General features: G+C 63.1%; 16 protein-coding genes and 1 pseudogene. 7 read left to right on the plus strand and 10 right to left on the minus strand.

The window, feature by feature from the left end; translation table 11 throughout:
- Positions 1 to 72: 72 nt before the first annotated feature.
- A complete protein-coding gene (locus JJC00_RS37615) occupies positions 73 to 1047 on the minus strand; it encodes a Bug family tripartite tricarboxylate transporter substrate binding protein (RefSeq protein ID WP_200470740.1) in 975 nt (324 codons plus the stop codon).
- Between the two features lie 108 nt (positions 1048 to 1155).
- On the opposite strand from JJC00_RS37615, the gene JJC00_RS37620 reads away from it, so the two are divergent.
- Complete coding sequence (locus tag JJC00_RS37620) at positions 1156 to 1566, plus strand: VOC family protein (RefSeq protein ID WP_200470741.1); 411 nt, start codon at positions 1156 to 1158, stop codon at positions 1564 to 1566.
- Between the two features lie 62 nt (positions 1567 to 1628).
- Here JJC00_RS37620 and JJC00_RS37625 read toward each other — a convergent pair whose 3' ends face one another.
- A complete protein-coding gene (locus JJC00_RS37625) occupies positions 1629 to 2723 on the minus strand; it encodes an HD-GYP domain-containing protein (protein WP_200470742.1) in 1095 nt (364 codons plus the stop codon).
- 263 nt (positions 2724 to 2986) lie between these two features.
- Between JJC00_RS37625 and JJC00_RS37630 the strand changes: the two genes are divergently transcribed.
- Positions 2987 to 4087, plus strand: a complete 1101-nt coding sequence (locus tag JJC00_RS37630) for a Fic family protein (RefSeq protein ID WP_200470743.1) — start codon at positions 2987 to 2989, stop codon at positions 4085 to 4087.
- A gap of 231 nt (positions 4088 to 4318) precedes the next feature.
- Here JJC00_RS37630 and JJC00_RS37635 read toward each other — a convergent pair whose 3' ends face one another.
- From JJC00_RS37635 to JJC00_RS37655, 5 genes are all read right to left on the minus strand, one after another.
- Entirely contained in the window at positions 4319 to 8185 is a 3867-nt protein-coding gene (locus tag JJC00_RS37635; RefSeq protein WP_200470744.1) for an autotransporter outer membrane beta-barrel domain-containing protein, read from the minus strand.
- Positions 8186 to 8615: 430 nt separating this feature from the next.
- Positions 8616 to 9602, minus strand: a complete 987-nt coding sequence (locus JJC00_RS37640) for an AraC family transcriptional regulator (RefSeq protein ID WP_200470745.1) — start codon at positions 9600 to 9602, stop codon at positions 8616 to 8618.
- A 126-nt stretch (positions 9603 to 9728) separates the two neighbouring features.
- A complete protein-coding gene (locus JJC00_RS37645) occupies positions 9729 to 10691 on the minus strand; it encodes an AraC family transcriptional regulator (RefSeq protein WP_200470746.1) in 963 nt (320 codons plus the stop codon).
- Positions 10692 to 11012: 321 nt separating this feature from the next.
- On the minus strand, positions 11013 to 13298 hold the full coding sequence (locus JJC00_RS37650; RefSeq protein WP_200470747.1) for a xanthine dehydrogenase family protein molybdopterin-binding subunit: 2286 nt from the start codon (positions 13296 to 13298) through the stop codon (positions 11013 to 11015).
- Entirely contained in the window at positions 13295 to 13786 is a 492-nt protein-coding gene (locus tag JJC00_RS37655) for a (2Fe-2S)-binding protein (protein ID WP_057754010.1), read from the minus strand. Before JJC00_RS37655 ends, JJC00_RS37650 begins: the two co-directional genes overlap by 4 nt.
- Positions 13787 to 14145: 359 nt before the next feature.
- Here JJC00_RS37655 and JJC00_RS37660 point away from each other — a divergent pair.
- The 4 genes and pseudogenes from JJC00_RS37660 to JJC00_RS37675 form a co-directional block, all read left to right on the plus strand.
- A pseudogene (locus tag JJC00_RS37660) lies at positions 14146 to 14823 on the plus strand (alpha/beta fold hydrolase); the annotation flags it as partial.
- Between the two features lie 23 nt (positions 14824 to 14846).
- Positions 14847 to 15188, plus strand: coding sequence for a hypothetical protein (locus tag JJC00_RS37665; protein ID WP_200470748.1), 342 nt, complete (start codon positions 14847 to 14849; stop codon positions 15186 to 15188).
- A gap of 45 nt (positions 15189 to 15233) precedes the next feature.
- Entirely contained in the window at positions 15234 to 15905 is a 672-nt protein-coding gene (locus JJC00_RS37670) for a dienelactone hydrolase family protein (RefSeq protein ID WP_200470749.1), read from the plus strand.
- 88 nt (positions 15906 to 15993) lie between these two features.
- Positions 15994 to 16476: a hypothetical protein gene (locus JJC00_RS37675; RefSeq protein WP_200470750.1), complete on the plus strand. Its 483-nt coding sequence runs from the start codon at positions 15994 to 15996 to the stop codon at positions 16474 to 16476.
- A gap of 127 nt (positions 16477 to 16603) precedes the next feature.
- On the opposite strand, the gene JJC00_RS37680 is transcribed toward JJC00_RS37675, so the two are convergent.
- The 3 genes from JJC00_RS37680 to JJC00_RS37690 form a co-directional block, all read right to left on the minus strand.
- Complete coding sequence (locus JJC00_RS37680) at positions 16604 to 17341, minus strand: polysaccharide biosynthesis/export family protein (protein WP_200470751.1); 738 nt, start codon at positions 17339 to 17341, stop codon at positions 16604 to 16606.
- A gap of 239 nt (positions 17342 to 17580) precedes the next feature.
- On the minus strand, positions 17581 to 18237 hold the full coding sequence (msrA, locus tag JJC00_RS37685; protein ID WP_200470752.1) for a peptide-methionine (S)-S-oxide reductase MsrA: 657 nt from the start codon (positions 18235 to 18237) through the stop codon (positions 17581 to 17583).
- Between the two features lie 130 nt (positions 18238 to 18367).
- Positions 18368 to 18685, minus strand: a complete 318-nt coding sequence (locus tag JJC00_RS37690; RefSeq protein WP_200470753.1) for a hypothetical protein — start codon at positions 18683 to 18685, stop codon at positions 18368 to 18370.
- Positions 18686 to 19071: 386 nt separating this feature from the next.
- Here JJC00_RS37690 and rpsT point away from each other — a divergent pair, with 386 nt between their 5' ends.
- The gene (gene rpsT, locus JJC00_RS37695; RefSeq protein ID WP_018319466.1) at positions 19072 to 19338 is read left to right on the plus strand and encodes a 30S ribosomal protein S20; all 267 of its coding nucleotides are present in this window, start codon (positions 19072 to 19074) and stop codon (positions 19336 to 19338) included.
- The last annotated feature ends 1269 nt before the right edge of the window (positions 19339 to 20607 follow it).

The raw sequence follows: 20607 nt of genomic DNA on the forward strand, positions 1-20607 counted from the left end.
TCAAGCCGGAACCACGCACGAAAAAAGCCCCGCCTTCCGGCGGGGCTCCGTGTTTGGTCATTCACGAGATTGCTATTCGACCTTGAGGCCGGCGAACTCGACGACCTTCTTCCACTTCGCGGTCTCGGCCTCGATCTCCTGGCCGAACGCCTCCGGCGTCAGCACCAGGGGATCGCCGCCGAGCTCGACCAGGCGCTTGGTCATGTCGGGATCCTTCATGAGCGTGTTGATCTCGTTGTTGAGCTTCGCGATCATATCCTTGGGCATGTTCTTCGGCGCGCCGATGCCGAACAGCGCGCTCGCCTCGTAGTCCTTCACGGTCTCGCCGATCGCCGGCACGTCCGGCAGTTGCGGCGAGCGCTGTGCCGTGGTGACGCCAAGTGCGCGAAGCGAGCCGGAGCGGATGTGCTGGATGATCGAGGGCATGTTGTCGAAGATCACCTGCACCTGGCCGCCGAGCAGGTCCGTGATCGCCGGTGCGGCACCGCGATAGGGCACGTGCTGCATCTTGCAGCCGGTCATCGCCATGAACATCTCGCCGGACAGATGCACCGAGGTGCCGTTGCCGGAGGAAGCCATGTTCACCTTGCCGGGGTTGGCCTTCACATGCTCGATGAACTCGGCGACGGTGTTGGCCGGCACGTCCTTGTTGACGGTCATCACATTCGGCACGCGCTGGAACCCAGCGATCGGCGCGATGTCGCGGACGAAGTTGAACTTGAGGTTGGCATAGAGCGTGGCGTTGATGTAGTTCGCCGGATTGACCAGCAGCACGGTGTAGCCGTCGGGCTCGGCGTTCACGACGGATTCGGTGCCGATATTGTTGCCGGCGCCCGGCTTGTTCTCGATCACGAATTGCTGGCCGAGCCGCTCCGACAGCCGCTGGCCGATCAGGCGCGCCAGGATGTCGGTGGCGCCGCCCGGCGGATAGCCGACCACGAACTTCACCGGCCGGGACGGATAGTCGGCGGCGAAGGCTTTCGACAGCGGGCTGGCTGCAAGCGGGGTGGCGGCGAGCAGGCCGAGCGCGGAACGGCGAGTGATCATCTCAAGGGTTCTCCCAGTGTTGTTCTTGATAGCAGCGTCAGCGGCGTTGTAACAAAGCCCGTCACGCGCGGAAAGTGCGCAACGTTCGTGGCGACGAAAGGATAAGGCATGCCGGTTAGGGTTGAGGCCCTCGATCACTTCGTGATTAACGTCGCCGACGTCGCGATAACTGCCGAGTGGTATCGCAAGATCCTCGGCATGGAAGTCAAGGTGTTCGACCCCGGCGGCGGCAAAGCGCCGCGGACGTCGCTTCAGTTTGGTAACCAGAAGATCAACGTCCGGCGGCGCGACGCCGACAAGGTGGAGTGGTTCACCGCCGACCATCCAACCGCCGGCAGCGAGGATCTGTGCTTCCTCACCTCCGCCACGCCCGACGAGGTGGTGGCGCATTTGCAGGCACATGGCGTCGCGATCGAGGAAGGCCCGGGTCCCAGGAAGGGCGCCCACGGCACGTTGCGCTCAGTCTATTGCCGGGATCCAGACGGCAGCCTGATCGAGATTTCGTCGTACGAGGAATAGAAGGCGCACGCCGTCCCCTCCCCGATTTGCGCCCCGCGCCATCCGATGGGTGCGGCGCCGGATCAGAACGACCCCAGCGCCACCGGCCTGAATGCCTGCAACAGCTGCTGATCGAGCTTGCCGCCCATGCCTTCCATCATCGTGAACGCACGCGAGTGGGTGAACGGCATGCGATAGGCGCGCTTCTCCACCAGGGCGGCGTAGATGTCGACGATGGTCGTCAGCCGCACGATGTCGCTGATCTGGTTCGACGACAGCCCGTTCGGATAGCCCGAGCCATCGAGGAATTCGTGGTGATGCAGCACGACGTCGAGCATCTCCGGCGGGAAGCCGCCTTGCGCTGCGAGCGCGTCATAGCCGCGGCGCGGATGCTGGCGGACCTCGGCCATCTCCTCGTCCGTGAGCTTGCCGGGCTTGTCGAGCAGCACGGAGGGAACGAAGGCCTTGCCGACATCGTGCAGCAGGGCGGCACGGGTCAGCCGGCGCTGATCATCCTCGCGCATGCCGAGATGCTGCGCGAAGGACACCGCAAAACCGGTGACGAACAGGCAGTGGCGATAGCTGCCGGCATGGTGGCAGCCCACCGTGGTGAGCCATTCGCGCAGCGAGGAATGCTTGATCGCTTTCAGGATCTTGCTCTCGGCGGCGATGACGTCGTCGAACGTCAGGGGCACGCCGAGCGGCAGCTTCTCGAACATCTTCTTCAGCACCGCATGCGCCGCCTCGACGCCGCGGTTGAGCGTCTTGCCGCGATCGGTCGCGTCATAGGTCGCAGTATCGGGGAATGCGGCGCGGATGCGCTGCAGAATCGCGTCGGGCTGCAGCGGTCGCGAGATGGTGTCGGTGGCCCCCAACGCCCAGGCCTGCATGGTGCCGTGATGCAGGGCATCGGCCAGCACGAACAGCCGCGGCATCGCGCGATAGGCGTCGCCGCGCAGCTTGTTGCGCACCCGCTGCACGCTTTCGGGCGCGCGCAGATTGATGTCGACCACGAGGCCGGAGAGATCGCGCGACGGCTGCTCAGGGATTTCCTGCGTCGTCACCGTCGAGACATCGCCGATTGCCTTCAAAATGCTGGCGAGTTCGGTGCTCGCATCGCTCCGGTCGGAGGCGAGAAGAAGCCGGCGTTTGGCGGCGGATTTGGCTGGCGCGTTCATGGCTTCCCCAACAGCACGGGACTGTATTGGGCGTCAGCCTAAGCCGGATCAGGTTCTCCCGCCCTTAAGAGGCGTGCTCAAGGGAACCCTGCGAAATCGGGTCCAATTTGAGGGATTTTTGCCGGACCGACGGTTCCCGACGAAGATGTCGAAAACAACCCCATGCACAGTAGCCGGGCCTCCCATTCCCGTCAGAGAACGACGAGAATAATCTGGACGTGATGAGGATAGGCCCTATATTCTCCTCATATCGTGCAGAGAAAATGACCTATATCCACGACAGACCCGACTGGCCCAGGTTTCAGTGGCGCGCGGACAAGCTCGCGGCACGACTGGCCGAGGTGCGACACAAGCAGGGCCGCCTGCTCGGACGGATGGAAAATCTCGGCTTCAAACTGAAGGCCGAGGCCTCGCTCCAGGCGCTCACCGAGGATGTTGTCAAATCCAGCGAGATCGAAGATGAGATCCTCGATCGCAATCAGGTCCGGTCATCGATCGCACATCGGCTCGGCATCGATATCGGCGCGCTCGCACCCGTCGATAGACATGTCGAGGGCACCGTCGACATGACGCTCGACGCCACCCAGAATTACGATCAACCCGTCACCGCCGAGCGCTTGTTCGGCTGGCATGCCGCGCTCTTCCCGACAGGCCGGAACGGCATATTGAAGATCGTTGTCGGCGGATGGCGCACCGAACAATCGGGGGCCATCCAGGTTGTCTCCGGCCCAGCCGGCCGCGAGCACATTCATTTCGAAGCGCCGGCTGCCAAGCGGCTCGACCATGAGATGAGCGCATTCCTTGACTGGTTCAATACCGATCGGGACTCAGACCCTGTCATCAAAGCCGCGATTGCGCATGTCTGGTTCGTGAGCATCCATCCGTTCGAGGACGGCAACGGCCGCATTGCGCGCGCGATCGCTGATCTGGCGCTGGCGCGTTCAGTGCAAAGCAAGCAGCGTTTCTACAGCATGTCAGACCAAATCCGGAAAGAGCGAAACGCCTATTACGGCATCCTCGAAAAAACCCAGCGTGGCACGCTCGATATCACCGACTGGCTGCAATGGTTCCTCGACTGTCTCGATCGCGCATTCGACGGCGCCGAGATGATCATCGGCAACGTGCTGGACAAGGCGAGGTTCTGGGAGCGCCACGGCGCGAGCTCTCTCAACGATCGGCAGCGACGCATGTTGAACCGCCTGCTCCATGGCTTCGAAGGAAAGCTTACGTCGTCCAAATGGGCAAAGATCGTCAAGGTTTCGCAAGCGACGGCTGCGCGCGACATCGAGGACCTGATCGAGAAGGGCATCCTGCAAAAGGACGCCGCCGGCGGCCGGAGCACGAGCTATTCGCTGGTGCCTTAGAGCAATTGTTGAGTCGCGAGGCGCCTGACGCTGCTTGAACTGGGAAGCTGCGGCGTACCTGGATGCCTTCGCGGGGCATGACAGTGAGATTGTGGAGGCAGCTCAAAAACAAATCCGCCGGAGGCTGCCCTCCGGCGGATCATCTCACCTCATAATCGCAACCGCCCTACGCCTTCATCGCTCCCTTCACGGCTTCGGCCGTAATCGGCAGCCGGCGTCCGAAAGCCGACATCACCACGCATACCGCACCACGCCCTTGCCGGCGTAGGAGCGCGTGACGCTCGAGAATTCCCCCTCGAAGGTGGCGGCGGCGGACCAGCCGTTCAGCCATTTCTTCTCGACCGCCCCCGTTACCAGCGCCGAGTCGGCCGCCATGGCCGCGCCGTTCACGACGAAGCTCGCACCAGGCAGCGTCTGGAATGTCGCGGCGATCGTGCGATCCGGATTGAAGTCGTGCGCCCAGGCGGCTCGGCCCCGCAACGTCAAGAGGCCGTCTTGCACAACGAAGGATCTATCGGTCCGCAGGCCGAGTTCGCTGCGGGTGTCGGTGACGGTCTTCGCATCGTACGCCAGAGCGAAGATGCTGCTGCCAACGATCGCCTGCTCGGCATAGTTGGGCAGATCGAACGTGGTGAACTGGCCTGCGGCATACGGAGTAAACCCAACACCGTGGGCGACGAAGCGATATCCGCCCTCGAGCCGCCCGGACCAGGCGTTGGCCTTGAACTCGGCGTGCAACTGATCGATGCCGGCAGCGGTAACGGTGCGATCGGTCGTGATATCCTGCCAGCCGTAAGCCAGCGCGGCGGTGACGTACGCCGGTCCAATCGTGTGGCGAGCGTACATTCCGACCTGGAACAGATCAGAGCGTCCGCTGCCGCCGTTGGCGACGCTGAAATTGGTGCCGCCGCCGGCCATGGCAAAGCCTGCCAGCGTGGACGGTGCGAGCAGATAATCGGCGCCGACGGCCACACCGTAAGCACGACCGGTCGCGCTGTTCGATCCGAGCGCGGAATCGCCACTCGTGGTTCGCCCCCCGCCGAAGCCGGCGCCCCAGGTGCTCCAACGGCGTTCGAAGCTGGCCGCCGGAGGCGCCTTGTTGGACATCATCGCATAGGCAGCGGACTCGCGGCCCACGTCGGCGTATTGCGAGGCGGTCGACGAGATCGCCGCTTCGCCGCGCCTGTCGGAAGGATCCGTCATCACGCCCAAAAACATCCCCATTGCGTCATATGTGCTCTGTTGCGAGCCGGTCGCCAGCTCGCCCGAGACTTGCGTCAGATCGGCCGGCGTCAGCGACCCGAATGCGGCCTGAATGCCCCCATTCGTATTGAAGTAATTCGTCAGCGCGTTGGCGACGTTCTGCTGATTGACGTTGAGGCCGCTATATTGCGTGAACCCCAGCCCGAGATTGAGATAGACATCGTTGGCGTCGTAACTCAGGCTCGACATGAAGCCCGATGGGAGATTGGTGTTGACGATCGACGCGAAGGTGCCGCTGACGCCGCCGGCAGCGTTCACAATCGTGTACTGCTTGGCCACGTAGCTACCCGGCCCGAATGAAGCGCTCACCGTGGCGCCGCCGAGCGTCGCAGTCCCCATGACATTGGTGAGATCGGCCGCCGTCGGCGAGACCTCGACAGAGTAGTGTCCGGCCGAGGTGAACGCGAGATTGCCCTGCACGGCCAGCGTGCCTATCGAGTTTCCGGGCGCCAGCGTACCGCCATTGACCGTGGTGCTGCCGACTGTTCCGGTGCCCCCGAGCGTGCCGCCGGACACGGTCACGGTCGATCCCGCGAGCGAGCCGTTCACGGCCAGCCGTCCACCCGTCACGTTGGTCACCCCGGTGAAGGCGCTGAAGTTGTTGCCGAGAATCGTGGTGCCGGCGATTTGATTGATCGTGCCGGCGCCGCTGACGGTCGGAGCGAAAGCATAACCGGCGCTGGTGTGATTGAAATTGATCGACCCGGAGCCCGCCCCGAACACGATGCTTGGGGTGGTTACCGTTCCCGGCGCGGCAGCGGCACTCGCCGCATCCGCTCCGATGTTGAGTGTGCCAACGGACCCCGCTTGCGTGGCGATGAATAAACCCGACAACGCTGTCACATTACCGCCGTTTGAGATCGACAACGATCCGGTTCCGGCGTCGCCGACATAAATGCCGCCTCCGTTGGTCAGGCTTGATCCAGATCCATCCACGGACAACGTACCGATTGCACCGACGCTTGCTCCAATCTGGGCGATGCCGCTGCCCCCAAATACGGTTGCGCCGCCGGAGATCGCCAACGATCCCGTACCCGCGCCACCGACGACAAGGTTGAGACTGTTGCTCCAGCTCGAACCGACACCATCAACTGTCACGTGGCCGACGCTGCCGGCAAACGCGCCAATAATCCCGTTAATGTCGTTGACGTTGCCCGCATTGGAAATCGCCAACGCACCGCTTCCCGCGTCGCCGATCCCGAGAAAGCCATTGGTCCAGGCGGAGCCTGTGCCGTTGACGGCCGCGCTCCCACTTGCGCCCGCGAACTGACCGAGATCACCGTTCGTGTCGTTGACAGTAGCGCCGTTCGAAACGAGAAGTGAACCCGTGCCGTATTGGCCTATGATCATGTTGCCGGTGCCTGTGGACCAACTCGAACCAGCTCCGGTCAATGTGACGCTGCCGCTGGAGTTGGCAAGGGCACCAACGGTGCCACCGACGCTGCTGACTGCGCCGCCATTCGAAATGGTCAGCGAGCCGCTGCCCGCGTAGCCGACATTGATGCCGGCGCCGGTCGTCCAGCTCGAATTCGCGCCGGTCACTGTCGTCACGCCGGTCCCGCCCGCCGCGACGCCTAGATATCCGTCGCCCGAAATGACGACGGCGCCGTTCGAAATTGTTACCGAGCCGTTGCCACCAACGCCGACGAAGAGGAACCCAGGAGAGGTCCACGAAGACCCCGCGCCGTCCACAGTCATGGTGCCGCTCGTGCCTGCAGCCTGGCCCAAAATGCCGCTGCCATTGCTGCTGCTGAGCGCGCCGCCGTTGGAAACCAGAAGTGAGCCGTTGCCGTGTGCGCCAATGATCAAATCGAAAACGCCGAAGGACCAGCTTGAACCGGCCCCCGTCACCGTGACCGCGCCGCTAGCGCCAGCAAGGTTACCGATCGCACCGCCGCTGCTGACGAGCGATGAGTTGTTCGATAGTGTAAGAGTGCCGGTGCCCGAAAAGCCAACGTTGGCAAGCCCCGTCGTCGACATTCCCGAGTGGCCATCGAGGATGACGGTGCCGGTGCCGCCCGCGACACCGATGAGGAACGTGGCGGTCGTTACCTGGCCCTGGTTCGAAAGCGTCAGCGTGCCAGTACCCTGGGTGCCAACGACTAGGCTCGAAGTATTGCTCCAAGTTGAGCCCAGGCCATCTACTGTCACCGTGCCGACGCCCCCGGTATTCTGGCCGATGATCCCGTTTGCGTCGCTGACCACGCCGCCGTTCGAGATCTGAAGCGCGCCGGTTCCGTAATTTCCCACGATCACCTGATTGCCGACGCCCGCAGTGGTCAAGGTCGACCCCGCGCCCGTCACCGCGAGCGTACCATTCGAGCCGGCAAGATCGCCGACCGAAGCACCAATGCTGCTGACCGCGCCGCCGTTCGAAACCGTCAGCACGCCGGTGCCGGCGTTGCCGATGCTAAGACCCAGACTGTTGACCCAATCGGATCCTGCGCCATCGACCGTCACCGTGCCGTTGGAGAACGACTGGTTGCCGATGATTCCGGACGTCCCGTTGAGCGCGCCGCCGTTGGAAATCAGGAGAGACGCGGCGCTGAGATCAGCGACCGTCAGAAAGCCGCTGGTCGCGGAGAACGTGTTGATGACGGTGGCATTTGGCGTGACCGTATCAATGACGACGGTCGACGCCCCCGTTGGAATTGCGTTCGGGCTCCAGTTGCCGGCCGTGAACCAGCTGGTGGAACTCGTTCCATTCCATGTTTGGGCTTGCGCCGACGAAGACAGCGGCATTCCGGCAAGGGCGGTGCCGGTCAGCAGCAATGCGGCATAGCCACGCGCTCGGACGGATTTCGGGGCGCGGTGGCTTGCGTGCGACTTCGTCATGACGAATAACTTTCAAATTGATCCCGGTGCGGAGCAGTCGGGAGGACTTCGCTCACGCGGGGCGATTGACAGGTTTGGCTGCGGGGGCCGCGGACCGCCGGGGTTGCGGCCGGACAGCTATCGATCGGTTCAGGGAGAAACTCCGGCCTCCGACCCCGCCTTCGTCATTGCGGCATCACGCCCCGGAAGCCCGAGATGCCGGGCTTCCGTGTCCAGATCGCGTTGAGGTGTGACGTTCATCGGGATCCCAAATCCTCCGTCGAGAGCAGCAGATGGGAAATACTACCGGGTCGACTTTGCTCGGCGCTTGGGCTGGATGCCGCGATGATTTGGGCTAGACGGCAGAAGCGGCAGTCGAAATGCCGCCGTTGCAGATCGGCAACTGTCGTATCGCGCGCCGCGTCCGCCTCGCGCGTCACAGCAAACGCGCTCACTGCGCTGATTTGCGGCTTGATGCGACGGAGGCGCGAATATCGGATGGCGTCGCGCCAAAGCGCCGTCGGAACGCGTGATTGAAATATGACAGATCCCCAAAGCCCGATTCAAAGGCGATGGTGCTTATCATGTGGCCGGCAAAGCGCGGATCCACGAGGCAGCGATGGGCGCGCTCCAGGCGACCACTCAACACGAAGTCCGTGAATGTCTGTTCCTCGCCTTCAAATAGCGTTCGAATGTAGCGCGGCGAAATCCCGTGCCGTGCGGCAAGGGTTTCGATCGACAGATCCCGCCGCGTCAGATTGGCAAGAATATCGGACTTGAGAGCGAGAAGCCTCGCGACCCTGATGCCGCGCCCCTTGGCCAGTTCGGCGGTGTCCCGCCTTGCGCCAAGCGCCATCGCCACGAGATCCTGCACATGCGAACCAGCGGCTGCCTTCAATTCCAGGGACATCTGGCTGAATTCGTTTTGGAGTATTTTGACGTAGCCGACCAAAAGCCGCATCGCGTCGTTGCCGCGCGGAATAAGCTGCATCAGGGCGTCGTCAATATTGGCGACGGCCTGCGTCAGAGCGGTTCGTGGCACGGCGATGGTAAGAAAGTCGATCGGCGTGTCGTACGACGCGCCTCCGGGCGAATCGTTCGACCACAGAACGCCTTCGTGCGCCTGGAACGCGACATCTCTCTTTCCCTGATGCGTTGCGCACTTTCCGCTGAGCAAAATGCCGAGGACGAGGTCGTCGCTGCCGTCGGCGGCGAGCGCCCGTGTCCTGGTAATCCGGTTGGGAGAACTGGAGACCGACGCAATGGTCAGGTTCGGCAGCGCATAGATGTCCGCTTCGCTGCGAAACGGCTCGCTCCCGACGGACTCCATATCCATCTTGACGACGTTGCGGCCGAAGACTTCTCGCCAGATCGAAAGTCTATCCTTCTCAGGCAACTCATCGGTCGAAAACCGGAAAAATCCGTCATTCTCTTGCACAGCAACGCTCCGACCGCCTGGTCGGCGACATCGGGCACAGTATCGAGAACAGGCGGGCTATCGCTTGGGCTGAACGGCACGGCTTCTTGGGCTGTGAGGAACAGGGACGAACCGGACTGCTGCGGCCTATCCGTCTAAATCGCGGCAGGCCGCAGCCCTGATATCGGACGGGGTAGCGCCATATCGCTGGCGAAAGCGGTGATTGAAGTAGGAAAGATCGCCAAAACCGGCCTCGAATGCGATGGTGCTGATCTGGCGATCACGGTGTGTCGGACTGATGAGAAGCGCATGAGCGCGGGCCAACCGTTGGCCCAGCACGAAATCCGTAAACGTCGTCTCCTCGCTCTGGAACAGCGAGCGGACATAGCGCGGAGAAACGCCATGGCGCGCGGCGAGCGCGTCAATGGAGAGCCAGCGCGACGTAATATTGGCGGCCGCATCCGCCTTGATGGCATGAAGGCGCGCCATTCGTACCCCCCGCCCTTTCGCGATCTCGGCAGCGTCCCGGGTCGCCCCGAGAGCCAGAGCGACCAGGTCATGGACGTGGTCCGCGGTTGCTCGCTGCAGAGTTGGAGGAGATCGCGTCAGCTCGCCGGTCACGAGGTGCAGATAGGATGTCAGCAGGCGCAATGCCGGGTTGTTCACCGAGAGCGGCCGAATGGTGAAAGGGTCGGCATTCGCAAGCTGCGACGAAAGCCTTTTTCGTTCGAAACGAAGGTTGATGAGCTGCGTGCGCGAATGTCCGGCAAAGCTCCCCACCTCGTCATTCCTCGTCAGGATCGCTTGGCCATTGCCTATGGTCTCTTCTCTGCCAAGTTGCCTCGCCGTACCGACGCCTTTCTCCAGAATGACGAGGACGAGATCATCGTTGTCGATCAATTCACTGGTGAGGCGATTTTGCATAGGGGAGAGCGATCCCGAGGCGATGCCAAGACCCGGTAAGGCCTGCAACGTCATGTCGACATGAAAATCCATGCCGGGCTCGGGCTCTATCTCGATTTTCAGGAGTCGGCGCCCGAATGTCTCGCGAAAAATCTCTAGGCGCTCGGCCGGCAGCAAGGTTTCCGTATCAATTCGCAGACTATCCATTGCGCAATTCCAAGGACCACTCCACTCGCTCAGATCGTTAAAATGCAAGTAGCACGCCAACCGTTACCAAATCTCCGGGCGGCGCAACTCCGCGTAGGCCGAGCTAATGAAGTTGTCGAGTGGTTGCACGGGCTCGCAATCATCGACACCGACATTCGCTCTTGGATGAGCATATCGCAGTCATCGCGAAGCGCGGCGCGGGAAGCTCATGACATGGAGCGGAGCACTGGTCGACAGCCAGATTGTTGAGCGGTGAACTGCAAAAGAGTCCGCCGGAGGCTGCCCTCCGGCGGATCATCTCACCTCATAATCGCAACCGTCTTACGCCTTCATCGCCCCCTTCACGGCTTCGGCCGTGATCGGCAGCGCCCGGACGCGGGCGCCGCTGGCGTTGAAGATGGCGTTGCCGATGGCGGGCGCCACCACCGTCACCGCGGGCTCGCCGACACCGGTGGCCTTCTCGCCATTGGCGATCACGGCGACCGCGACCTCCGGCACCTGACTCATGCGCAAGGGCGTATAGCCATCGAAGTTGGTCTGTTCGATGCCACCGTCCTTGAGCGTCGCCTTCTCGTACAGCGCCAGCGACAGGCCCCACAGCGCCGCGCCCTCAACCTGGGCACGGATGTTGTCGGGATGCACCTGCGTGCCGACATCGGTTGCGACCGTGAGCTTCTTGACGGTCACTTCGCCAGACGGCGCCACCGCGACATGCGCGACGCAAGCGGTCCAGCTTGCGGTCGCGCGCTCCTGCGACGACACGCAGGCCACGCCCATGCCTTCTCCCTTGGGGAGTTCCTTGGTGCCGTAGCCGGCAAGCCCCATCGCCGCGAGCAGCGTGTTGCGCAGCCGCTGCGCGCCGCCATCGTTCTTGCCGGCGCCGTCGAGCAGCGAGATGCGGTATTGCGCCGGATCCTTGCCGGTCGCAGCCGCGATCTCATCGATCATGCTTTCGACCGCCCAGAAGGTCCAACCCGGCGCCACCGAGCGGAGCTGACCCGACGGGGTGGCGTTGTGCGCCATCTCGTTCTTGATCGCCCGCACGTGATGGTTGGGCACCGTGTAGAAGAAGTCCGACCCGTTCACCGTGAAGGCATCAAGCGGACCCTTCTTGTCGACCGAGGGCGTGAGGAAATCAGGGATTCCCCAGCGCTGCGTCGGCCAGGCCGAGACCACGTCGTGGCTGAGCGCGACGAGCTTGCCATCGCCGTCCACGCCGGCCTTCACTTTCTGGTAGGTGAGCGGACGCGAGAAATCCATCGTCATGTCGTTCTCGCGCGTGTAGATCACCTTCACCGGCTTACCCACGGCCTTGGCCGCCTGCACCGCCGGCACCATCATGTCGGCGTCGAGCCTGCGGCCGAAGCCGCCGCCGAGCCACATCTGGTGCATCACCACGAATTTTGGATCGATCCCGGCAGCACCGGCCGCGATCGCGCCGGAGCGCGTCGCGAACTGGTTGCCGGAATAGATGTGCAGGATGTCGCCCTTGAACTCCGCGGTGGCGTTCATCGGCTCCATCGGCGCGTGGATGTTGATGCTGGTGGTGTATTCCGCCTCCAGCACCTTGGCCGCCGTGCCAAGGGCTGCTGCAGGATCGCCGTCCTTGACGAAGAACTGGCCGGAATCGTCGAGCCCTTGAAGCCGCTTGGCCTCGGCGTACAGCGACTCGCTCGACACCTTCGCATTCGGACCGCCGTCATAGCTGACCTTCAGCGCCGCGGCAGCCTTCTTGGCGTTGGCGTAGGTGTTGGCGACCGCAACCACCCAGCCCGTCGTCGTCTGGGTCTTGTCGTCGAGGGTGACGGCCTTGATGAAGCCCGGCACCTTCTTCGCGTTGCTGTCGTCGACCGACTTCACCGTAGCGCCATAGCGCACCGGCGGCGTCACCACCGCGCCATAGGCCATGCCCGGAATCATCACGTCGATGCCGTATTTGGCCGTGCCGTTGGTCTTGGAGGGGATGTCGAGCTGCGGCACCGACACACCGATCATGATGTATTGATCCGGCGTCTTCAGCTTGATCGCCTTCAGCTCGTCCGGCGTGAAGGCTTTTGTCGCCTTGCCGCTCTTCACGATATCAGCGAACGACATCTGCTTCTTCGACTTCGGATGCGAGATCATGGAGTCGCGCACCACGAGCTCCGAAGCCGGCACGCCCATGGACGCAGCCGCACCTTCCGTCAACGCCATGCGTCCGGCGGCGCCCGCCCGGCTCATCGCGTCAAAGTTCATCATGGTCGACCAGCTGCCGCCGGTGATCTGCGCCCCCAGCACGGGGTCGTTGAATTTCGGATCGTTGGAGGCGAGGTTGACCCGCATGTCGCTCCACTTCGCGCCCAGCTCCTCGCAGACGATCTGCGCCATGGTGGAGGCGATGTGCTGGCCCATGTCGGCCTTGCCGCAGGTCACAGTGACCAGGCCATCCGGCGAGATCGCGTACCAGACGCTCGGCTCGAAATTGGCGGGAGCCGCAGCGAGCGCTTCGCCGATACCGGGCACGCCGGCATAGCCAAGCACGAGACCGGTGGCGGCGGTCCCGACCAGGAAGGAGCGGCGGCTGAGATCTGATGTCTCGGATGTGACGTTTTTCACGTGTTGATTCATGTGGGCCTCCGCTCGTTGCCGGCGGCGGATGCGGTGCGCATCTCGGTGGCGGCGCGCATGATTGCCTTCTGGATCCGCGAATAGGTCATGCAACGACAGAGATTGCCGTCCATATGGGCCACGACCTCTTCCTTGGTCGGATTGGAATTCTTCGCCAGCAGCGAAGCTGCCTGCATGATCTGCCCGGACTGGCAGTAGCCGCATTGCGGCACCTGCTCGGCAATCCACGCCTTCTGCAAGGGATGATCACCCTTGGCGGAGAGACCTTCGATGGTGGTGATCTTCTTGCCGGCGACATCGCCGACCATGGTCTGGCACGACCGCACGGCTTCGCCGTTGACGTGCACGGTGCAGGCACCGCACAGGCCGGCACCGCAGCCGAATTTCGTGCCGGTCATCTGCAATTGTTCGCGGATGGCCCAAAGGAGCGGCGTGTCGTTTGCCGCATCCACGGACATGCTCCGCCCGTTGATGGTGAGCGTTGGCATAGGCGTCTTCCCCTGCCGGTGCATGAAGCCGCTTACGGCGGCAACTTGTGTAGCGGACGCCCACCGGGTCGGCGGCCGCCTTGCGCGAAGAATGATCGCGTTCGCGCGCAGAGGCAAATGCAATTTGGAATCGGTCGAAACAAACGCGGTGGCGGTATGTTGTGCGTTGCGTCAAGTGCGCTGATGCTAGCGACTAGACACAACAAGCACACGCTGAGCACGCATGCTATCGCGTCTGGGCAGTTTCTTGCAGGTAACCAAGGGAGCTAGTGTGCAACTGCGGACGCGGACGCGGACGTTCCCTTCTCCCCTTGTGGGAGAAGTTGGCGCGAAGCGCCGGATGAGGGGTATCTCTCCGCTCGACGTCGGCGATGTGGCATGGGCAGATCGATGCACTCGCGAAGGACCACAAGCTTGTGCTGTGGGACATGCGCGGCCACGGACAGTCCGATTATCCCGACGATCCCAAAGCCTATAGCGAGCCGCTCACGGTCGGCGACATCGCGGCGATCCTCGATGCGATCGGCGTCAAGCGCGCCATCATCGGCGGGCTGTCGCTCGGCGGCTACATGTCGCTGGCGTTCTATCGCGCCCATCCAGCGCGCACGCGGGCGCTGCTGATCATCGACACCGGCCCCGGCTTCAAGAAAGATGATGCACGCGAGGCCTGGAATGCGCGCGCACTCGCCACCGCCGACAAGCTCGATCGTGAAGGCCTCGACGTGTTGAAGGCGGCGACGCGCGAGCGCGCCACCGCCAGCCATCGCAACGCCAACGGCCTGGCACTGGCCGCGCGCGGCATGCTGACCCAGCGCGACGCCAAGGTGATGGAGCTGCTGCCACACATCAAGGTGCCGTCGCTGATCGTGGTCGGCGCCGACGACACGCCGTTCCTGGCGGCGTCCGACTACATGGCGGCCAAGATCCCCGGCGCACAAAAGGTCGTGATCCCCGCGGCCGGGCACGCCGTCAACATCGATCAGCCCAAGGCTTTTGTTGACGCCGTGGCGCCTTTCCTGAAGAACTTGCCGGAATAGGCGGCGAGATGAGGATCACGGCAATGAAGCGGGCAATGTTGGCTGCGGGCGCAGCGCTTCTCTCAATGGCAGCGTCCGTGCAGGCCGAGCCGTTCGGAACGGTGCCGCTGCGCCATCCCTTCGTCGAGACCTTGTCGAACAACACGCCCTTGGCGTTCGGGATGGATGCGGAGCAGACCGCGCACGCCCTCGGACAGCGCTTGCAATACGTCAAGGGACGCCCCGGCAACGAGATCTATCTCGCGCTACGCGACATCGGCGGCAGTGGATTGGTGCCGTACCGCCACCGCCTGTTCCTGCAATTCCGTCATGGACGGCTGGCAGGATGGAAGGAGGATTACGGCGAGAACTGGATGTGGGAGTGAGGTGAGAGCGACCTCCCAGATCGATAAGCAAGAAGGACAACCCGCGTGGGACAAGACATCAAACTGACGGCGTCGGACAATTTCCAGCTCGGCGCCTATCGCGCCGACCCCTCGGGCGCGCCGAAGGGCGCGGTGGTGGTGATCCAGGAGATTTTTGGCGTCAATCATCACATCCGTTCGGTCTGCGACCGCCTCGCGGACGAAGGTTATGTCGCGATCGCGCCGTCGATCTTCGACCGCACTTCGCCGGGCTTCCAGTCGGGCTATACGCCCGACGAGATCGCCGAGGCGCGCAAGTTCGTCGCCAATCCCGATTGGGACGCGATGCTGCGCGACACCCAGGCTGCGATCGATGCGGTGAAGGGTGTCGGCCCGGTCGGCATCATCGGCTTCTGCCTCGGCGGCAGCGTCGCCTTTGTCGCGGCGACGCGGCTTTCAGGCCTGAAGGCCGCGATCGGCTATTACGGCGGCGCGGTCGTGCGCTTTGCAGATGAGAAACCGAAGGTGCCGACGCAGCTGCATTTCGGCGAGAAGGACGCCGGCATTCCGCTGACCGACGTCGAGACCGTCAAGGCGAAGCGGCCTGATGTCGAGGTCTTCATCTATCCCGGCGCGCAGCACGGCTTCCATTGCGACGAGCGGCCGAGCTACGACAAGGCCGGCTCCGAGACCGCCTGGCCGCGCAGCCTGGACTTTTTCGCGAAACATTTGAAGTAGCCTCCGTCAGAGCAGGAATCGGGTGGCTGCACCACGACGCGCGGCGATAGAGCTGGCTGATCAAGCCAGTTCACGCCGGGAGAGCGTCATGCAGCAGGCCAATACAAACATCATCATCCGCAATCCGTTCGGCACTATGGACGTGCCGGATCCCAGCGATTCCGACGTCATGGATTATGCCGCGACCGCCCGGCTTGCCGGCGATGCCGCCGACGGCAATGCGGCCCATTGGGCATCCATTCCCGCAATCTCCGACCCGCTCGAAGGCACCTGGGCGAGCCGCTGGAATGGCGGCGCCGATCCGACCATTGCCGGCGATACGCCGGAGACATGGAAGCAGGGCCGTGCGGAGGTCCGTGTCGTGGGCGAGCGGATCTACCTGCGGTTTGATTGGGACAATGGCCGCCGGCACGGACTGATCGATGCTATTCGCGAGAGCGGCCATCGTCTGGTCGGGAAATACATCAACCTGACCAATCCCGCGATCATGCGGCCATGGATTGGTCTTGTGGTCGATGACGCGCGCATCGACGGCTGCTTTCCGAACGGGCGGCTCGATTTTCGGAGATAATCTCCGCCGTCATTCCGGGGCGCGCGTAGCGCGAGCCCGGAATCTCGAGATTCCCCGGTGCGCAATTGCGCACCTGAGGTCTGGTGCTAGCGCACCACCCCGGAATGACGAAGTACGTTGTACTTCGTCAGAACCAGCGTTCGCCGACGAACACGGTGTCGCCGGGGCTGACGGGCGTGCCGAGCGGCACGACGGCGCGCATGGCGCCGCCGGCTTCGGCATGCGTGACGGTCACAACGTCGCGCTTGGCGCGCGGCGAGAAACCACCGGCGATTGCGACCGCGCTCTCGACCGTCATGTTGGGCACGTAAGGATATTGGCCGGGCGCTGCGACCTCGCCGAGGATGAAGAACGGGCGGTAGGACTCGATCTCCACGGCAACCGACGGCTCGCGGATGTAGCCGTTGCGCAGACGCGCGCCGATTTCACCGGCGAGACCGGCCGTGGTGCGGCCGCGCGCCGGCACCGCGCCGATCAGCGGCATGGTGATGGAGCCGCCGGCATCGATGGCGTAGCTGTTGGTGAGACCTTCCTGCCCGTAAACCACGACGCGCAGCTTGTCGCCGGCATCGAGGTGATAGGAGGCGTCGTAGCGCACGGGTGCGGCCACCATTGGCGCGGCATAGGCGACCGGCACGGGCGCGGTGCCTGCGGCAAAGGAATTGGTGAGCGCATCAATGGCACCGCCGCCGTTGGCAACGACGACCGCATGCGGAGCGCTATAGGGCTGGCCATAGGCCATCGTGTCCAGATCGGGACGGGGCTGCACGTAGGCGACGGGGCCGGCAGTCTGCATGCAGCCGCCCAGGGTCAGCGCGGCGGACGCTGCCAAGATCGACCATCGAAACGCGCGCGCAACCGGCACCGGAGCCATCCCCGAAAACGAGACAGCTCCAGTGATGCACCGGTTATGGTTAATAAAAGGTTGAGCGGGGCTGCGGCGCGACGATGCAAGCAACGAGCACGGTGCGCTCCCTCTCCCGCTAGGGGTGGGGAGAGGGTGCTTCCGCAAAGGGACACTCCCCAAGAGGAGAGAACCCTCACCCGGCGCTACGCGCCGACCTCTCCCGCAAGCGGGAGAGGTGCACCAACTTCGTGGCGCGCTTACGCGCTCACACCCACGCCGATGGGACACGACACGCCGGTGCCGCCGAGGCCACAATAGCCGGCGGGATTCTTCGCCAGATATTGCTGATGATAGTCCTCGGCGAAATAGAATTCGCCGGCCGGCGCGATCTCGGTGGTGATGGCGCCGAGCCCCTTTGCAGCAAGCGCCTTCTGATAGAGCGCCTTCGACTCGAAGGCCGCTTTCTTCTGCGCGTCGGAGTACGTGTAGATCGCGCTTCGGTACTGCGTGCCGACGTCGTTGCCCTGGCGCATGCCCTGCGTCGGGTTGTGGTTCTCCCAGAACGTCTTCAGGAGCTTCTCGTAGGAAATCTTCTTCGGATCGAACACGACCAGCACCACTTCGGTGTGGCCGGTACGCCCCGAACAGGTCTCTTCATAGGTCGGGTTCGGCGTGTGACCGCCGGCGTAGCCGACAGCAGTCGCATGGATGCCGTCGCCGAGCTCCCAGAACTTGCGCTCGGCGCCCCAGAAGCAGCCGAGCCCGAACACGGCCTGCTCGAGGCCAGCGGGATAAGGCGGGGCGAGCTTCGCGCCGTTGACGAAATGGATGCTCGCGGTCGGAATCGGTCGCGCACGGCCGGGCAGCGCGTCGGCTGCGCTCGGCAGTGCGGTGGTCTTGCGCATGAACAGCATGATCGGATCTCCGAGAAACGAGCTGTCGCGCGCCTGAGCCAGGTGCTCAGGCGACGTGCTCGCGATCGAGTGGGAATATAGGTCTTTACGCAGGAAGGGGCAGGCTTGTTACAGCGCCCTCGCTTGCAACTCAGTCCCGGGAGTAGCCGATCAGCGGCTTGCGCGGACGGAACAGGATCATCAGCAAAATGCCGAGGAGGCCGAGGACGGCGAAAACCGGCTGGTCCAGCACCAGGCGGATCACCGAGGTCCAGAGCCAGGGCGCCTTGGCCTCGACCCAGGCGCGGAATGCGGACTGGCTGGCCTGGTGGATGTCGTTCCAGAACTGGCCGAACCGGGTGAAGCGCAGGGTCTGGTCGGCTACCCAGCGGGCGCCGTCATAGACCATGAAGAAGAACCCGCCGGCCAGCAGCAACAGCCCAATCAGTCGGAAAAAGCCGCGGATCATGCCCTACCCTCTATGGCCATCCGATCGGACGACCCCTGGAGATGCCGTCAGCCAATAGCCGGGAGACGGCAGAAATTCAACCTCATCAGGGCGTTACGGCCCCCTGGCGCGCTCCGGGGCCCTGCTTTTCCAGTCCCTAAAGCGTTGACGGTGCCAAAGACCCCCTCTATAAGGGCGCCAACTGGCGGTGGGCGCAATCCTGCCGCCGCTGTTCTTTGAGCAGTTGCAGGCTCTTTTGAGCCTCAGAGATGGCCGCAAGGCTTATCGCTCATGTTCCGGGAACGGCCAGCAACCGAACACCCTAAATCCGAGCGTCGATTCCGCGGTCAAGCTGCCGGCGCTACCCGACTAAGACGCGACCGGTACCCGCAAAGGACATTGAGACCATGGCCAACACTACCTCCGCCAAGAAAGCGACGCGCAAGATCGCCCGCCGCACCGCCGTCAACAAGTCGCGCCGCACCCAGATGCGCGGTGCTGTGCGTAACGTCGAAGAAGCCATTGCGACCGGCGATCGCGCCGCCGCCGTCAAGGCGCTGGCCAATGCCGAGCCCGCGCTGATGCGCGCCGCCCAGCGCAACATCATTCACAAGAACAACGCCAGCCGCAAAGTCTCGCGCCTCACCGCGCAGATCGCCAAGCTCGCCAAGTAAATTCGCGACGTAAGTTCGTCAACGCGACCTGATCGTCTCGTTCGATCGGTTGAAGCGTGCATCGCCTTCGCCAATCAGCCCGGCTTCGCGCCGGGCTTTTTGCTGTCTGTCACAATTCACCCTCGCGGTCTTTGGGCGACCGGTCTTCCGTCGGCAGACTTTCGTCGTGTCCGCGAAGCGGCGTTCCGTAACTCTACCTGCCGTTGTTTTTGCAACAGCGGAAACCTTCACTGCGCTGCGCTGCGAAAAACCCCTGCGGGGCGGGCGCAAGTTGCATTCTCGCGCGCGCGGGTTCTGCACACCGTAGTTCACCGGAAGACGTTTCGCTGTGGAGTTACCCTGCGAAACGAGACTCAAAAAACGATGTCTCGCTAATCACTTATCGACATAGCGGCGACAAGCATTTGGAAAATTCGCGCGCACGGCACGCGCGTGACGCTTTTGTAAAAAATTTTTGGCGGTGGCGGGGAATTGTCACATGACGCGCGCGGTTTTCGAATCTGTGCACGAATCCAGAAACTTGCTCCGAAGCCTGTGAACAACTCCTGCGCGGCGTTAACGCTGGTCAAGTTTTTTGATGCCTCAAGTGTGAATCAATTTCGTTGCGAGTCTTTCCGCTTAGTGTATTCCTTAAGTCGTTCGCGGCGCCCACGATCTTGAGACCAGCGCGGTATCGGAAACGGGGCGAGCGTGCAAATCGGCGGCGGTGTGCACGTGGGCGACGCTTCAACAAGCGATTGTCGGATCAAAACCCATAGCAATGTGGGAACGGTAGCTCTTTGTCTGAATGTCTCCAAGCGGGATTTTTCTTATCTCGCTCGCGCCCAGGACGTCATGAGGCTACCCCGACACACGTGATGGCGTAGCCGAGCGGACGAACAGTGCAGACGGGCGGGACATCAGCGACTTCGGTGGCAGTTGTCTTCTAGGACACGCAGGACCTTGTCGTGAGCAATCACGGCAGGACGGGGAGGTATCATGTTTTACAGACTCAACGCGGTATTGAAGCAAATCTCTTTTTCGAACGATGCCGTTCCGGACCTGTCGGACTTCCAACCTCCCGCGTGTGACGACGCGCCGAGTATGCGCTGACCTCGCGACTCCTCCATCTCTGACATCGCTGATCTGACCGCGGCGTTCGCGCCGAATGGTCGAGCTATGTCCGCAGATGGACTCGCTTGAGGTCGCGCCATTGCAGAAACCCTGATGGCAGGAACTCTGCATGGCGCCCACCACGCAACCTTATCTCTCAAGAAAAGTTCTCAAATG

It is taken from the genome of Bradyrhizobium diazoefficiens (genome assembly GCF_016616885.1).
Taxonomy (GTDB): domain Bacteria; phylum Pseudomonadota; class Alphaproteobacteria; order Rhizobiales; family Xanthobacteraceae; genus Bradyrhizobium; species Bradyrhizobium diazoefficiens_F.

Excerpts from the sequence above, each read along its gene's own strand:
- JJC00_RS37615 (WP_200470740.1), bottom strand. The coding sequence starts at position 1,047 with ATGATCACTCGCCGTTCCGCGCTCGGCCTGCTCGCCGCCACCCCGCTT.
- JJC00_RS37620 (WP_200470741.1), top strand. The coding sequence starts at position 1,156 with ATGCCGGTTAGGGTTGAGGCCCTCGATCACTTCGTGATTAACGTCGCC.
- JJC00_RS37625 (WP_200470742.1), bottom strand. The coding sequence starts at position 2,723 with ATGAACGCGCCAGCCAAATCCGCCGCCAAACGCCGGCTTCTTCTCGCC.
- JJC00_RS37630 (WP_200470743.1), top strand. The coding sequence starts at position 2,987 with ATGACCTATATCCACGACAGACCCGACTGGCCCAGGTTTCAGTGGCGC.
- JJC00_RS37635 (WP_200470744.1), bottom strand. The coding sequence starts at position 8,185 with ATGACGAAGTCGCACGCAAGCCACCGCGCCCCGAAATCCGTCCGAGCG.
- JJC00_RS37645 (WP_200470746.1), bottom strand. The coding sequence starts at position 10,691 with ATGGATAGTCTGCGAATTGATACGGAAACCTTGCTGCCGGCCGAGCGC.
- JJC00_RS37650 (WP_200470747.1), bottom strand. The coding sequence starts at position 13,298 with ATGAATCAACACGTGAAAAACGTCACATCCGAGACATCAGATCTCAGC.
- JJC00_RS37655 (WP_057754010.1), bottom strand. The coding sequence starts at position 13,786 with ATGCCAACGCTCACCATCAACGGGCGGAGCATGTCCGTGGATGCGGCA.
- JJC00_RS37665 (WP_200470748.1), top strand. The coding sequence starts at position 14,847 with ATGAAGCGGGCAATGTTGGCTGCGGGCGCAGCGCTTCTCTCAATGGCA.
- JJC00_RS37675 (WP_200470750.1), top strand. The coding sequence starts at position 15,994 with ATGCAGCAGGCCAATACAAACATCATCATCCGCAATCCGTTCGGCACT.
- msrA (WP_200470752.1), bottom strand. The coding sequence starts at position 18,237 with ATGCTGTTCATGCGCAAGACCACCGCACTGCCGAGCGCAGCCGACGCG.
- JJC00_RS37690 (WP_200470753.1), bottom strand. The coding sequence starts at position 18,685 with ATGATCCGCGGCTTTTTCCGACTGATTGGGCTGTTGCTGCTGGCCGGC.
- rpsT (WP_018319466.1), top strand. The coding sequence starts at position 19,072 with ATGGCCAACACTACCTCCGCCAAGAAAGCGACGCGCAAGATCGCCCGC.